Consider the following 15602-nt stretch of genomic DNA (forward strand, 5'->3'; position numbering starts at 1 on the left):
CTACCACCTGTTCTTCAAATTGTTCTGCAGTCGGTATAAGGTATTCAGGGCATCGATCGGAGTCATCGTGACAAGCTCCAGGGATTCCAGCTCTTTCAGGATATCGTCATCCTTCACCGTATCAAACAGGCTCATCTGTTTTAAATCGACCTCATCCAGCTTCGGGACCGGTTTCTTATGGGACGCCTGCCGGCCGGCATCGGCGATTTCTCTGGAACGGGCAGAGATATCGGCATCCGATAATTCTTCCACCAGCTCTTTGGCCCTCATGATCACCGGATCCGGCACTCCGGCGAGCTTGGCCACCTGAATTCCGTAGCTTTTATCTGCACCGCCTTTGACAATCTTCCGGAGGAATACGATATCGTCTCCCATTTCTTTCACTGCGATACAATAATTATTCACGCCGCTTATGGAGCCTTCCAGCTCTGTAAGCTCATGGTAATGGGTGGCAAACAGCGTCTTCGCCCCCAAAACCTTCGTATTGGATATGTATTCGATGACAGCCCAGGCAATACTCAGGCCGTCAAAGGTACTGGTCCCCCGGCCAATCTCATCCAAAATCAGAAGACTGTTTTTTGTCGCATTCCGGAGTATATTTGCCACCTCAGTCATCTCCACCATGAAGGTGCTTTGGCCGCTGGCCAGGTCGTCGGAGGCTCCTACTCTCGTAAAAATCCTGTCACAAATGCCGATATTGGCAGCTTCCGCCGGAACAAAGCTTCCAATCTGCGCCATGAGACAGATGAGCGCCGTTTGTCTCATATAAGTGGATTTTCCGGCCATATTCGGCCCGGTGATGATGGATATCTGATTATTCCCGTTGTCGAGATACGTGTCGTTGGCAATGAAGAGGTCGTCGCGAAGCATCTGTTCCACCACAGGATGGCGGCCGTTTTTTATATCGATCAGACCCTTTTCATTGATTTTTGGCCTCACGTAACCATTCCTGGTGGACACCACAGAAAGTGAGGTCAATACATCGATCCAGGCAATGCTGTGAGCCGCTTTTTGGATTCGGGCCACCTGCTCTGCTATGGTATTCCTCAGCGAACAGAACAAATCGTATTCCAGGATGAAAAGTTTGTCTTCCGCTCCCAGGATGATTTCTTCCAGTTTTTTCAGTTCATCCGTCGTAAAGCGTTCTGCGTTGGTGAGGGTCTGCTTTCTGACGTAGTCGTCAGGCACTTGGGACAGGAAGGAATTCGTCACCTCAAGATAATAGCCGAATACTTTGTTGAACTTGACCCGGAGCGTTTTGATCCCCGTTCTTTCCCGCTCTTTTGTCTCCAGCTCAGCAAGCCACTTCTTGCCCTCCGTCTTTGCTTTCCGCAGACGGTCGGCCTCTTCGTTGAAGCCCTCCTGGATAATGCCGCCCTCCCGCACACCTATGGGAGGATCCTCCACGACCGCGCGTCCGATCAGCTCCGCCAGATCTTCTAACGTATCCAGTTGTCCGCAGATATCCTTTGAAAGGGGCGCCGTCAGCTGTTCCATTAGATGTTTAATATGGGGAAGCATCTGCAGGGAATTCTTAAATGCGATCAGATCTCTTGGATTGGCTGTCTGATAGGAAATCCTTCCGATGAGCCGCTCCAGATCATAGATGGGATTCAGGTACTCGATCAGCTCCTCGCGGGTGATATATTCCCCATTCAGTTCTTCCACTGCATCCTGGCGTTTTGTGATCTCCGCCTTTTCTATAAGAGGCTGCTCAATGAAGCTCCTGAGCATTCTGGCGCCCATGGCAGTTCTGGTCTTGTCGAGCACCCATAAAAGAGAGCCTCTTTTCTGTTTCTCCCGCAGAGTCTCCAAAAGTTCCAGATTCCGTCTGGTGGAAGTATCGATCACCATATATTTTCCAGACCGGTAAGGCAAAAGCTTTGTAATGTGCCCCAATGAATTTTTCTGAGTATCTAAAAGATAAAGAAGTGCGGCTCCGGAAGCAATCAGACCAATTTTATAATCCTCCAGTCCAAGGCCTTCGAGGCGTTCCACATGAAAATGCCGTTTTAGAGTATCCTGACAGATATCCTCATCAAAATAATGATTATCCAGAGGAGAGATAATAAAATTCATGCGGTTCTTCATATCCTCCAGATCGACTCCTGACATATAAAAGGCTTCGTTGCATATAATCTCCGAAGGCATGTATTTATAGATCTCATCCAAAAGAGCACGAATCGCAGGCACTTCTGTGACCAGGAATTCACCGGTTGTCACATCGCTTACGGCGATTCCAAAGGATTTTGCAAGATAGACAATGCACATCAGATAATTGTTTCTGGTCTCATCAAGAGCCTGGCTGCTCAAGATCGTACCGGGAGTCACGACCCGGATGACCTCCCGCTTGACCAGTCCCTTTGCAAGCCTGGGGTCCTCCATTTGTTCTGCAATGGCCACCTTATAGCCTTTTTGAACCAGCCGGTTCAGGTACGTATCTACTGCATGATAAGGGACTCCGCACATGGGAGCCCGTTCCGGCAGCCCGCAGTCCTTTCCTGTCAGTGTAATCTCAAGCTCTCTGGAAACCGTCTGTGCATCTTCAAAAAACATTTCATAAAAATCCCCCAGCCTGTAAAAAAGGATACAGTCAGGATACTGTTTTTTAGTTTCCAGATAATGCTGCATCATTGGTGATAATTGTGCTGCCACGTTTTACCTCTCTATTCTGTGGACTTTCATGTCCCGTTATAATATGCGATCTTGTTGAAATTTGGAAATTCCGCAAAAAAGTCCGCCAGAGTATGTCTCTCCTCGGAGGCTGGGTCATGAATCAGAAAATCTTCCGTATTCAGGTTCACACCGTCCCCGCTGTATCCCATGATCAGCACCCAGTGAGGACTTCCGTCATCCCGTTTGCATCCGATCAGTACAGGAATCTTCTGCTGCAGCTTTTCAAGGGCTGCAGAAAGATAATCTTTTTCGGAGATCTTCACATATGCTTTCGGAAAGCTCAAAAGGCCGTCATCATTATAAAACAGCCGTTCTTCCATCATATCAGGTGTCGTCACATGGCCCTCCAGGTACGAATAAGCCATTGCCAGGCAGGTGGTGGTACAGCCGGCGGTTGCAATCGTCTCATAGCTGCCTCCCAGTGAAACGTTTGCCCACCGTCCGTCGTACTGCTTAAAATCAGCGACGCCAAGATAAATACGAGCGTCCTTTGGTTCTGTATCGGAAAGCTCTTTCCTGGTACAGTATCCTTCTATGAGTTCATCGGAGTGCGCTTTCTTAAATAAGACCCTGACATAGCCGGAATCTTCCTTCCAGTACGCCTGCACTTCATCCCCGTAAGCAATCTGGCCAAGCAGCTCTCCCCTCTTTGAGGGAGCGCTCCTGATATTCAGAAGGCCAAAATAACCGGAATACATGATGTCCCCGCTCTTCATCCGTTCATAAGACAATTTCTGGACAGAGCCATTCCCTTTCGCGGAAGCTTCCGGTGAACTCCCTGACCGGTCAAAGACCTTAACGCTTTTCCCCGCGGCCGGCGCTACCTTCGCAAACTGTATTTTAAATTCATTCTGCCAGCTTGTCCCAAAGGATGCCAACGCTCCATAGCAGAAAAAACCCACGGCAAAGGCTGCCAGCAGGACTTCCCACACTCTTTTTTCCTTTTTCAGACAAAAACAAATCCACTTTTTCATACCCCTACCTCCATATTTAAGGGAGGCGCGTCCCCATATAATAGAATCCTCTGGATTCTTCAAGCTTCACCGGAATGATTCTTCCGATATCAGAAGCCTCGCCCGGAAAGTGTACCATTATATTATTGCTCAAACGGCCGGTAACCATACCGGGATTATGGTCATCCAGCCCTTCCACAAGGGCAGGCATGACTTTCCCCACATCTTTTCCGCTCACTTCGGCGGAAATCCTCTGTACTTCTTTTAAGAGCCGGTCAAACCGGTCCTTCATGATTTCTTCCGGCACCTGATTTTCCATGGCGGCCGCGGGTGTGCCTGTCCGCTTAGAATAGAGGAAAGTAAAGGCACTGTCATATCTCACTTTGCGGACTACGTCCAAAGTTTCCTGGAAATCATCTTCCGTCTCGCCAGGAAACCCTACGATGATATCCGTAGTCAGAGAAATGTCCGGAATTTCTGTCTTTATTTTTTCTGCCAGGGCCAGATACTGCTCTTTCCCATAAACCCGGTTCATCTGAGAAAGTATTCTGGAGCTTCCTGACTGGAGAGGAAGATGCAGATGGCGGCAGACCTTCGGGCAGTCTCTCATCACTCTTATCAATTCATCCGACAGATCCTTTGGATGAGACGTCATAAAACGGATGCGTTCAAGGCCCTCCACATCGGCTACCCTTTTTAAAAGTTCTGCAAAGCTCATTGGCGGATTCAGGGTCTTTCCATAGGAATTGACATTTTGTCCGAGCAGCATCACTTCCACTACGCCGTCTTTTACCAGATTCTTTACTTCATCCACGATATCTTCCGGACTCCGGCTGCGTTCCCTCCCTCTGACATACGGTACGATACAGTAACTGCAGAAATTATTGCAGCCGTACATGATATTCACCCCGGATTTAAAGGAATACTTCCGTTCAGCAGGAAGCTTTTCCACAATTTCATCCGTTCCGTCCCATATGTCAACTATCATATGCCGTTCTGTCATCTGCCGGTAAAGAAGCTCTGCCAGCTTGAAGATATTATGGGTTCCAAATATAAGGTCTACGAATCGATAGCTTTTCTTTATTTTTTCCACCACTGACGGTTCCTGCATCATGCAGCCACAGAGGGCAATGATCATATCCGGATTTTTCTGTTTCAGGCTGTTCAGATAACCCAGGCGTCCATATACCCGCTGGTTGGCGTTGTCTCTGACCGTACAGGTATTATAGATCACAAAATCTGAAGCTTCCTTCTCCGATGGGGTGAATCCGGCTTCCTCCAAAATACCAAGAAGCTTTTCCGAATCCTTTGCATTCATCTGACACCCGAAGGTCGTCACATTGGCATAGAAAGGCCTTCCCAATCGATTGGATCTCTCCGTTACGATATCACGGAGCTTCTGCATGAAATAGTGCTGCCGCTCCGGCTCACCGGCCGGCGCCTGCTCTATTATCTTGACATATATTGTTTTATCCACGGTCCTTTATCCCTTCTCTTAATCCTTTCTATTATAGCCGACGCTTTTTAAAAAATCAATAAAAGTCTGCCTGTACGCATATGAGAAAGAAAGAGACAGGTTTTTCCTGTCTCTTCTACCCGCTCAGGGGCGGACCTGCCCGTTTCCATATATGATGTATTTAGTCGTTGTCAGCGCCTTAAGCCCCATCGGTCCTCTGGCATGGAGCTTCTGCGTGCTGATACCAATCTCCGCTCCGAAGCCGAACTCAAAACCGTCGGTAAACCGGGTGGAGGCGTTTACATATACGGCGGCGGCGTCCACCTCGTCCAGGAACCTCTGGGCATTTGCATAATCTTTTGTGATGATTGCTTCCGAATGCTTCGTGTTATAACGGTTGATGTGGGCAATTGCCTCTCCTACAGAGCCGACTGTCTTGGCGGATAAAATATAATCCAGATATTCGGTTCCCCAGTCCTCCTCTGAAGCCCTGACCGCACCCGGAAGCAGCCTGCAGACCGTTTCATCCCCGCGGATTTCCACCTGCTTTTCTGAAAGCTTTTTCGCGAGGGCAGGCATCAGCCTGTCTGCAATGCCTTTGTGGATTACCAGGGACTCACAGGCATTGCACACACCGATCCTCTGAGTCTTGGCATTGAAGATGATGGATACCGCCATATCAATATCCGCACTTTCATCCACAAATATATGGCAATTGCCTGTTCCTGTCTCTATTACGGGTACCGTACTGTTTTCCACCACCGTGCGGATGAGTCCGGCGCCCCCTCTGGGTATCAGGACATCAACGTAGCCGTTCATACGCATAAGGGCCTTAGCAGCCTCCCGGTCCGTGCTCTCCAGAAGCTGGATGGAATCCTCCGGAAGCCCGCATCCGGCCAGTGCCTCTCTTAAGCAGGATGCGATCGCCTTGTTGGAATTCAAAGCGTCGCTCCCTCCCTTTAAGATCACAGCGTTTCCGGCTTTAAAGCAGAGCCCGAACGCGTCAGCCGTTACATTGGGACGAGATTCGTATATGATTCCAATCACGCCGATTGGCACTCTTTTTTCCCCTATCGCAAGTCCATTCGGCCTCTTTTTCATGGAAAGGACTTCTCCCACCGGATCATCCAGGGATACGATCTGGCGCAGGCCCTCGGCCATGGCTTCTATCCGGGCTTCGGTCAGCATAAGCCGGTCCAGGAGTCCCTGATGCATCCCCTTTTTCCTTCCCGCTTCCATGTCCATCTCATTGGCTTTTAATATGGACTTTGCATTGGCAGTCAGTGCATCAGCCGCCGCAGACAGGCCTCTGTTTTTTTCAGTTATCCCTAAGCTGCCCAACAGAGACGCAGCCGTCCTGGCCCGTTCTCCCATCCTGATCAATTCTTTCATTTTTAATCCTCCTGAGTGCAAAACGGCTCTCCGCTCACTTCCTGCTGATTCCTGCCTCCGTCACAAGAACGGCGGGACAGATATCGAAAGTCTCATGGGGAACCTGATCAAATACCTGACATTCATAGGCTACCGCCACTTTTGTCAGCTTTGGGAACCGCTCCAGATACCGGTCATAATAGCCGCCCCCATATCCCACGCGATGATGTTCTCTGTCGAAAGCCACCCCCGGCATCAGAAAAAAGGCATCCTCCTCTGCCGCCATGGTAAGCCCGGCCTTCGGCTCCAGGATTCCGAGGCAGCCTGGCTCCAGATCCTCCCTGGACGTGATATAATAAAAGTCCATGGAATCCCCGTCCACTCTGGGGGCCGCGACCCGTTTACCTTCCGCCATGGCATTTTTCATGATATCCCAGGTCCTGACTTCATGGTTGAAATCCACATAGCAGTACAGGCTTCGGGCTTCTTTATATTCCGGCATAGACAGGATCTGCCCGCAGATTTTCCTGCTCTTCTCTTCCTCTTCCCTAAGAAGCATGGCTTTTCTGCTTTCATTGGCCATTTTCCTGATCTCTTTTTTTGTCATCATTGTCTTTTCCTGTCCTTCGCTTCTTTGACCTTTTTAAGCTCCGTCACACTGCCGTCCGGCTCCAGAATGCTTACATTATTCAGAGTTCCCTTCAAATTCATGCGGATCGCCTGAATATAAGCTTCACGAAGGGCCGCCTGTTCCCTTTTTTCTTCTGGGGTAAGTCCTTCTTTTTTCGATTTATGATAAAGCTCGTTGATTCTTTGAATTTCTTTTTCCGTCATAAACTCTCCTTATCTGTCCAAATATGAGAGAAGCTCTTCATATCTGGACTCCATCAAATCATAACCGTGCCGGTAAAAGCTTTCCAGCACCTCTGGATCCTGCTCCGTCCTGGATACGGCAGGCTCAAACGGTCTCAGCACAAAAATATGCCCATCCTTTTCCAGCCGTTCAATCAGTTCCATTGTTCGGTTATACATTACCGGACGCCTGCAGATTGTCTTTACCAGCTCCGGATATTCCTTGTAAACAGAATGATAGATCACGGCAGCTTTATGGGACAGCTTTTTTCGATAGCCTGCGTTCCTGGTGAGGACTACCACACATTTTTTATAGCCTTCCCTCAGGGCCCTGGCAACAGGTACCGAATCGGACAGACCGCCGTCCAGATAGGGAACTCCGTCGATTTCTACCATAGGGGTGACTACCGGCATGCTGCAGGAAGCACGGCAGATGGTGAACAGACGGTCTTCATCTTCCCGGTCATCCAGATATTCCGTTTTTCCGGTCAGGCAGTTGGTCACAGCCATCTCACAGCGCAGGGCTGATTCCTGATAGGTCTTAAAATCAAATGGAAACAGCTCCTTAGGATATCGATCAAATATCATATCCATATCAAACAGGCTTTTTGTTTTTAATGCCTTCTTTAAATTCATGTAGCCGTTTTTTTTATCGCGGGGAATCATACAGTCTTTCGTCCTTCCAATCTGTCGGGACAGATAATCCACCGCATTGCAGGCTCCTGCGGAAACGCCGATCACATAGGGGATATATAATTCTTTCTCCATCAGGAAATCCAGGACCCCAGCGGAAAAAACTCCGCGGGTAGCTCCGCCCTCCAGAACAAGACTTGCTTTCTTCATATTGTGTCCACTCCTTCCTGTCCGTGCACCGCCCCATAAGATGTCTCAGTATGCAGTCAGATATTCGATCAGATCAAAGTCCTTGTTTTTATGGGCCAGGAACAGTGTGCCGACCTGTTCTCCGTCCAGGACCCGGTATATATTCTCCACATCTTCTCCGTTGGTGATCACCATATCGATCCCGGCGTCGGTGGCCATCCGGGCCGCCACGATCTTTGCAGACATCCCGCCGGTTCCCACGGTGCTCCCGGTGGTCTCCTTTCCCATTTCCTGCAGATCATCGGTAATCTCTTCCACCTCCCGAATAAATTCTGCCTCCGGGTCACGCTTCGGATCATCCTCATAAAGACCGTCAATATCGGAAAGAAGTATCAGCAGATCTGCATGTATCACCGCCGCCACAATGGCAGACAGCCGGTCATTATCTCCGAATTCAATCTCATGGGTGGCGACGGTATCATTTTCATTGACAATGGGAATCACTCCCATTTTGAACAGCTCATCAAAGGTATTTCTGGCATTCCTTCTGGAATTGTCATTGAGCATGGTCGTCTTTGTCATCAGGATTTGGGCGACCACCTGATTATACTCCGAAAAAATCTTCTGATAGGTCATCATTAATTTTGCCTGACCCACTGCAGCCAGCGCCTGTTTGACCGGCAGATCATCCGGACGCTCCATGTATCCCATGGTTTTTCTGCCTACCGCTCCGGCGCCGGAGCTCACCAGCACGACCTCCATCCCCTGATTTCTCAGATCGCAGAGCACCCTCGCCAGCTTTTCCACCTTATTTAAATTCAGATATCCCGTATATTTATGGGTGAGCGAGGAAGAACCGATTTTTACGACGATCCGGTTCTTTCCTGAAAGCCTTGTTTTTCTGTCCATATGTATCCTCTCTAATCTTCTTTTTCTCTTCTCGACACCGTTATTCTAGCAGATTTGGCATTCAGAATCAATCTTTTCTGCTCTGCAGGAGACGAGGGGAAAAGCGGGCCGCGATGGCCTCCGCCACCCGTATCCCGTCCATGGCGGCTGAAGTGATTCCTCCCGCATATCCAGCTCCCTCTCCACACGGATAGATCCCCGGAACACTCGCCTCCATGGAAGCATTCCGCTCAATCCGTATAGGGGACGACGTCCGGCTCTCAACGCCGGAAAGCACTGCATCATACCGGTCAAATCCCCGCAATTTCTGCCCGCATTGTTCAATGCCCTCCATAAGCGCCCGGTTTAAATATTCTGGGAGAAGACGCCGCAGATTGGCAAAGTGGTTTCCACCCATCGTATCCGGCAGGACATCTCCCAGAGAACTGCTCATCCTGTCTTCTTTGAAATCTCCGTAAAGCTGAACAGGAACCCTTCCTCCGCCCAGCTCATGGGCAGCCTTTTCCAGCTCTCTCTGAAATGCGATCCCGGAAAGGGGATGCCCGTTTCCAAAATCCTCCGGCGATACCGTTACGATCATGGCGCTGTTTGCGTTCCTGCCGTCCCGGCTTCTGTTGCTCATACCATTGACAGCCGTCATCCCCGGTTCAGAGGAAGCGTTGACCACATAGCCGCCGGGACACATGCAGAAGGAATAGACTCCCCTTCCATCTTTCGACCTTGCGGTCAGCTTATAAGGAGCGGGGGGAAGAAGTCCTGCAAAAGTCTCTCCATACTGGGATATCTGTATCATCTGCTGTGGATGCTCGATCCGTAAGCCCACGGCAAAGGATTTGGCTTTCATATCCAGCCCTTTTTCATACAGCAGCTGAAAGGTGTCCCGGGCGCTGTGGCCGATGGCCAGCACAAGACAGTCTGCAGGAAAGAATTGTCCTCCCTCTTTCTTTGTACCGGCAACGTGAATTCCGGTCAGCCTGCCTCCCTCTATGTCCAGTCCGGCCACTTTGGAATGGAAGTGAAATTCTCCTCCGGCCTGTTCGATTTCCCTTCTCAGATTTTTTAATACCTGTTTTAACACATCTGTTCCGATATGGGGTTTTTGTTCATATAAAATTTCATCTCCGGCACCCATCTCGGCGAATATTTCCAGGACCCTCCGCCCCCGGCGAGCCGGATCCTTTACAAGAGTATTTAATTTTCCATCGGAAAATGTCCCGGCGCCGCCTTCCCCGAACTGAACATTACATTCCGGATCCAGGATTCCAGTCTTCCAAAATTTTGATACTGCTTCCTCACGTTCATCCACAGATCCGCCTCGCTCTAAAAGAATCGGGCAGTAACCGGCTTTCGCCAGCATATAGCCGCAGAAGAGTCCTGCAGGTCCTGTACCGGCGATCACAGGCCGGTTCTTTAACGGTTCCGCTCCCGGCTCTGCGAACCGGTAGCTTTCTTCTTTTATCAACTGAATCTGTGCGCTTTTCAGATGATCTGCTATGGCGCACTCTTTCTTCTTTATCTCCACATCCACCTGAAAGACAATTTGAATATCCTCCTTTTTCCTGGCGTCAATGGATTTTTTAACAATCTTCCAGGAAAGAATGTCCTCTTCCCGAAGTCTTAGTTTTCTGCAAAGCTTTTTATAGAGTTCAGCCTCATCCTCTCCGGGACGAAGCTTAAGCTGTGTGATCCGAATCATTTCCTGCCCTGCTTTCCGGCCAGCCAGCCGCTGGTCCATGCCCACTGTAAATTATATCCGCCGCAGATACCGTCCACATCCAGAATCTCTCCTGCAAAGTACAGTCCTTGGACGAGCCTTGACTCCATTGACTCAGGCACCACGTCCCGTACATCAACTCCTCCCGCGGTCACCTGGGCCTGAGAAAAGGAATTCGTACCGGAAATCGGCACCGAAAAGCATGTGACGGTCCGGCAGAGCTTTTCTGTCCTGTTCTCATCCAGCTGTTCCGCCGGAAGATGAAACGGAATATCCGCCTCCTTTAGAAATGCCAGAGCCAGCTTCTCCGGAAACAGGCCGCAAAGCACCTCCAGACAGTCATAGCCTTTCTTTTCCTGACGAACAGACTGGAAAAGCTTCTGTTTTTCCTCCATAGATGTATATTCCGGAAGAAAGTCAATTTCAGCCCATACCTGTTTATTCTCCGACAGAGCTTTCGAAGCGTAGCGGCTGACCTGAAAAACAGGGATTCCAGAAATTCCATAATCCGTCAGCTGAATCTCCCCGGTATCGGCTCCGGCAAATGCCCGTCTGCCGTTTTCCATTATGTAAAGAGAAATCCGCCCGTCTGCCCGTACACCTGCTGCCTTTTGGAGGGCGGTTCTGAAAGAACGAAGCTGCACCAACGCCGGCACCGGCTCAATGATCCTGTGTCCCATTTCGGCCGCCAGACGATACCCGCTTCCGTCGGAACCGGTGGACGGAGCCGCCATTCCTCCGCAGGACAGGATGACTCGGTCAGATACATAGGATGTATCCGATGTTCTCACTCGGAATCCTTTTTCATATTTTACAATTTCCCGCACATCTGTTTCCATCTTAAGGTCTACCTTTCGGCGTTCAAGTTCACGCAGCAAAGCATTCCGTACGGAAGAGGCCTGGGACGAGCGGGGATATACGTATCCTTCCTTTTCTTTTAAAAAAAGTCCAAGTCCCCGAAAAAATTCAAGTGTTTCTTTATATCCGAACTGTTTGAGTGCTTTTTCCGGAAAATCCGATTCCGGACAGCGGTAAAAAGAAGCGTCCTGATTCCGGTTGGTCAGATTGCACCTGCCGTTTCCCGTGGACAACAGCTTCTTCCCCAGCTGAGGGCTGTGTTCCAGAAGAGTGACCGAATCTCCGGCGCCGGCGGAAGCGATGGCTGCCGTCATGCCGGCCGCTCCGCCCCCGATTATCACTGTCTTCTTCATGGCCTGTCTCCTTTCTGCGCTGAAATTTTCCCGCAGTTTAGCTACAGACATTATAATATGAGTACCGTGGGATTGCAAGTTCAGCTGGTGATGGATTCCAGATAGTCGTAGAGCTCTCCCACTCCCTTTATATAATAGCCGCTCTTTAGAACCTCCAGCTCGGAATCCGGAAGCTCCTCTTCTGTCAGATAGGTTTCCATATAGACATCCCGTCTGTCGCTGTAGTAAATTTTCAGATAACCTTCCTCCAAAATAAGAAGGAACCGATAATCGTCGGGATTCACCGCCTCCTCACTCCTAACTACCAGGCGCGAGGCAGAAAAGGAAACCAGGCTCTTTCCGCTGTCCGATGATTTCATAAGGGAGATTAATTCTTCCCTGGTAAGTCCAAGATAATCCTCCGGCATGGGCAGAATGGTTTCTGTCAGGACTTCTGTCTTCGGGTCGTAATTCTGAGAAATATAAAGCATATCCTTTGTCACCACCGACCCGTCTTTTTTTCCGGCCGCCACAGCATTCTCATCCGTATTCTGCCCTGATCCGGCGCCGTCCGCGGCTGCGGTCATCGGAACATGAGTCTCCGCTTCCACCGTGTTAAACTGCGATTTGCTTTCCTGTTCTTCCTTGGCCAGCTCCAGCTCCTTTTTCTGTTCCAGATTCCGGTAGCTGAAATAATAGACTGTAGAAAACACGAAAAAAAGCAGGCAAAAGCTTAAAAGATACAACCATATGGTTTTTTTCATAGTGATTCACCCCTATTTTTAAGTTGATAATGCACTTTCCCAAAAATAAAAAAGAAAGAGGATAGTATTATCCTCTTTCTAGTATCTACCACTATGCAGATTTTAAACATGACCATAGGTTACATCAGATGCAGTTTTTTCGCCGCGGACGCCAGTTTACCGCCCATCGGCATACTTCGAAGCTCGCTTTCGCTGACACAGCGGAATACGATCAGCATCACAAAATATACGACGACAGCCACAATAACGGCCAGCAGACAGGCTATGGAGTTCCTCTTCGTTATCATGTTCACCAAATAATAGACCAGATAGGAAGCCCCTCCCATGATGACAGAGGCCAGGAACGGAAGCACGAACGTTTTCTTGACTTCCTGTCTGTATCCCAGGAAATTAGCTATGGATATCCCATTCAGGATACACATGGAAAGACCGAACAGCATATTGGCTATAACGACTCCGTAGATTCCTGTCTTCAGCCCATACAGGAGGGCAATGAGAACACCCACATGAAGAATCAGGGAAATCAGGGCATTTCTCACAGGAACCTTCATTTTATTGATTCCCTGGAGGATGCCGTTGCTCACCGTAGACAGGGAGAAAAAGATTACGGCAAGAGAACCTAAGAACAGCAGATCTCCGCCCAGCTGTGTATCCTGCTTAAACAGCATATTCACGATTGGAGAGCTCAGGACCGTCAGTCCGACAGCCGCAGGGATTGCTACGATCATGGAAAAACGGATCGTCACATTGATTTTCCGGAGCACCTCTCCCTTCTTTCCTTCCGTCACTGTTCTTGTCAGAGAAGGAAGCATAGAGGAAGATAACGCGTTGGAAATGGCAATAGGTACGTTTATCAGCAGATAGTACTGACCGGAATATACCCCCCAATTGGCCATGTAATGAGCCGTGCCGCCTGTGGACTTCATATAGAATCCATATATGCTGTTGTCGATCAGGTTGCTGATATTGTATACAGTCCCGCTGATGATGACCGGGATGATGGTCGCTATGAGGACTCTGGCGATATTGCCGTAGGATTCCAGCATCACCGTATTATCCCTCCGCATCTGCTTGTTCAGGACCTGTTTATACATGCGGAACACTACGAAGCAGAAGAAAAGGGCCGCCAGGGCTCCAACCGCCGTACCAATGGTACCGCCGGCAGCGCCATAGGCATCCGCATAAAAATCCTTCCCCTTTGCAATGTCCATCTTCGCGCCCATATCAAACAAAAGGAACGCAGCTACAACGCTGACCACGGCATTGATGATCTGTTCAAACACCTGTGACACAGCGGTCGGAATCATGGTGCCGAGTCCCTGAAAATATCCTCTCAGAGTTCCCAGGAACGCCATGACGAAGATTGTGGGCGCCAGTACCTTGATCGCATATGCCGCCCCCGGTTCATTTAATAATTTTGCAGCAAAGAAGTCCGCCCCGAAAAATGTAAGCAGACACGCTGCACCGCCGGATACCAGGGAAAACAGCAGGGAGCTCTGGAATATCCGGTATGCGTTTTTATGCTGGCCCAAAGCCACCCTGGCCGAAACCATTTTGGATACGGCAAGGGGCAGGCTGTAGGAAGACAGCAGCAGCATGATATTGTAAATATAAAACGCGGATGAATACATCCCCATAGCTGCGCTGCCTATCTTATTCTGCATGGGAATCCGGTACACAAGTCCTATGATCCGCACCAGGATCCCGGCCCCCGCAAGGATTGTTCCCTGCACAAGGAAGTTATTATTTTTCTTTTTTCTCTTTGGTCTTTGATTTTGGCTACTCATAGATTTCTACGTTCTCTGCCTTTTCTGTTTGAATGATGCAGACCCAGGTCTTTCCCTGGTTCAGCTTGATCTCATTTCCATTTGTATCGTAATACCGGGTGATTCCCCAGTCGCCGTCCTTTTTCCAGGTGACGTCGATGGCTTTCCCGTCAGTGATATACTTCCCGGCGCCTTCTCCCATCACATAGATATAAAGGTATTCTGTGTCATAATAATGCTCATATTCACAATATTGGAACAGAATATTCCGGCAGGACAGCTGTTCTCCGGTCGTATCGTCGATCTGCGGTTCCCCGTACTGGGAGCGATAATACACTCCCGATTCAGAGTTATAGGTAAAAAGAGGGGTGTTGGATGAATAACCCGGCTTCACAAAATTCGCCGCTGACGCACCGGTAAGCTCCGGGGCTTCTCCGTCCTTCACAAACTGATAATGTCCCGTATAATCCTCTGCGTACTGCCAGCTGTATCCCATTTTCTCCGCCCCGGCAGTTATACCCGCAGCGGAGGCATAGGCATTGTGAGGCTTCGGCCGGTCGTCCGTCCGGTAAAAGACGGTCTCTCCGATGCCCAGCACACCATTCAGATTATCGCAGTTGTCTGTATCCATATAATCCAGGGCATAATTGCATTGGCCATAATGGACGAAGATAGGATCAAATTCATGCTGGAGCAAAACATAATAGGTCCTTGCGCTCCTCATGGAGCCAATCTTCTCCAAACTGTCCCAGTCTTCAAAGATTCCCATCAGCCGGACGGTATTTCCCTCTGTAGGAGCTTCGTAAATCACATCGGCTTTTCCGATGCCGCTCTGCGGGACGGCGGCCCGGACGTTGCTCAGCATCACAGCGATCGGACGCCTTCTACCTATGGCCTCAGATACGACTTTTCCAGTCAGATAGCTTCTGCACATTCCTTCTGGAAGCACTTCTTCCGTTTCTTCTTCTGCCGTCTCATTCTCTTCCTCTGTCGTTTCTTTCACTGCCTCGGTCTCAGAAGATATCTCCGTGACCGGAAGTGTTTCATCAGCCTGTTTTCCGCAGCCGGAAAGCAGGACGAGCGCCAATATGAGGACAGCAAAAACTGTCGGCCTCTTTTTCATATATCC

Annotated in this window: 13 protein-coding genes; all 13 read right to left on the reverse strand. The window is 49.5% G+C overall.

What is annotated here, in order from left to right:
- Positions 1-2634 (reverse strand): DNA mismatch repair protein MutS, encoded by a 2634-nt coding sequence (gene mutS, locus H9Q78_RS01265; protein ID WP_249304689.1) that lies wholly within the window; start codon positions 2632-2634, stop codon positions 1-3.
- 47 nt (positions 2635-2681) lie between these two features.
- Positions 2682-3650 carry an SH3 domain-containing protein gene (locus H9Q78_RS01270; RefSeq protein ID WP_249303111.1) on the reverse strand — a complete coding sequence of 323 codons (969 nt, stop codon included), beginning with the start codon at positions 3648-3650 and terminating at the stop codon, positions 2682-2684.
- Between the two features lie 16 nt (positions 3651-3666).
- Positions 3667-5106 carry a tRNA (N6-isopentenyl adenosine(37)-C2)-methylthiotransferase MiaB gene (miaB, locus tag H9Q78_RS01275; protein WP_249303112.1) on the reverse strand — a complete coding sequence of 480 codons (1440 nt, stop codon included), beginning with the start codon at positions 5104-5106 and terminating at the stop codon, positions 3667-3669.
- Between the two features lie 123 nt (positions 5107-5229).
- Positions 5230-6477: a glutamate-5-semialdehyde dehydrogenase gene (locus H9Q78_RS01280; RefSeq protein WP_249303114.1), complete on the reverse strand. Its 1248-nt coding sequence runs from the start codon at positions 6475-6477 to the stop codon at positions 5230-5232.
- A gap of 34 nt (positions 6478-6511) precedes the next feature.
- Entirely contained in the window at positions 6512-7066 is a 555-nt protein-coding gene (locus tag H9Q78_RS01285) for a 5-formyltetrahydrofolate cyclo-ligase (protein ID WP_249303116.1), read from the reverse strand.
- Complete coding sequence (locus H9Q78_RS01290; protein WP_147595882.1) at positions 7063-7290, reverse strand: DUF896 domain-containing protein; 228 nt, start codon at positions 7288-7290, stop codon at positions 7063-7065. The genes H9Q78_RS01285 and H9Q78_RS01290 overlap by 4 nt, the downstream gene beginning before the upstream one ends.
- Before the next feature lie 9 nt (positions 7291-7299).
- A complete protein-coding gene (locus H9Q78_RS01295) occupies positions 7300-8151 on the reverse strand; it encodes a patatin-like phospholipase family protein (RefSeq protein WP_249303117.1) in 852 nt (283 codons plus the stop codon).
- Positions 8152-8196: 45 nt separating this feature from the next.
- Complete coding sequence (gene proB, locus H9Q78_RS01300; RefSeq protein ID WP_249303118.1) at positions 8197-9039, reverse strand: glutamate 5-kinase; 843 nt, start codon at positions 9037-9039, stop codon at positions 8197-8199.
- Between the two features lie 67 nt (positions 9040-9106).
- On the reverse strand, positions 9107-10735 hold the full coding sequence (locus tag H9Q78_RS01305) for an NAD(P)/FAD-dependent oxidoreductase (RefSeq protein WP_249303122.1): 1629 nt from the start codon (positions 10733-10735) through the stop codon (positions 9107-9109).
- Positions 10732-11964, reverse strand: coding sequence for a BaiN/RdsA family NAD(P)/FAD-dependent oxidoreductase (locus H9Q78_RS01310; protein ID WP_249303124.1), 1233 nt, complete (start codon positions 11962-11964; stop codon positions 10732-10734). Before H9Q78_RS01310 ends, H9Q78_RS01305 begins: the two co-directional genes overlap by 4 nt.
- Positions 11965-12044: 80 nt before the next feature.
- Entirely contained in the window at positions 12045-12707 is a 663-nt protein-coding gene (locus tag H9Q78_RS01315) for a hypothetical protein (protein ID WP_249303126.1), read from the reverse strand.
- A 119-nt stretch (positions 12708-12826) separates the two neighbouring features.
- Positions 12827-14494, reverse strand: coding sequence for a putative polysaccharide biosynthesis protein (locus tag H9Q78_RS01320; protein WP_249303128.1), 1668 nt, complete (start codon positions 14492-14494; stop codon positions 12827-12829).
- Positions 14487-15596, reverse strand: a complete 1110-nt coding sequence (locus H9Q78_RS01325) for a DUF3048 domain-containing protein (protein ID WP_249303130.1) — start codon at positions 15594-15596, stop codon at positions 14487-14489. Before H9Q78_RS01325 ends, H9Q78_RS01320 begins: the two co-directional genes overlap by 8 nt.
- Positions 15597-15602 lie beyond the last annotated feature (6 nt).

Origin of the sequence: Qiania dongpingensis, from assembly GCF_014337195.1 — a bacterium.
In the GTDB taxonomy this organism is placed as follows: domain Bacteria; phylum Bacillota; class Clostridia; order Lachnospirales; family Lachnospiraceae; genus Lientehia; species Lientehia dongpingensis.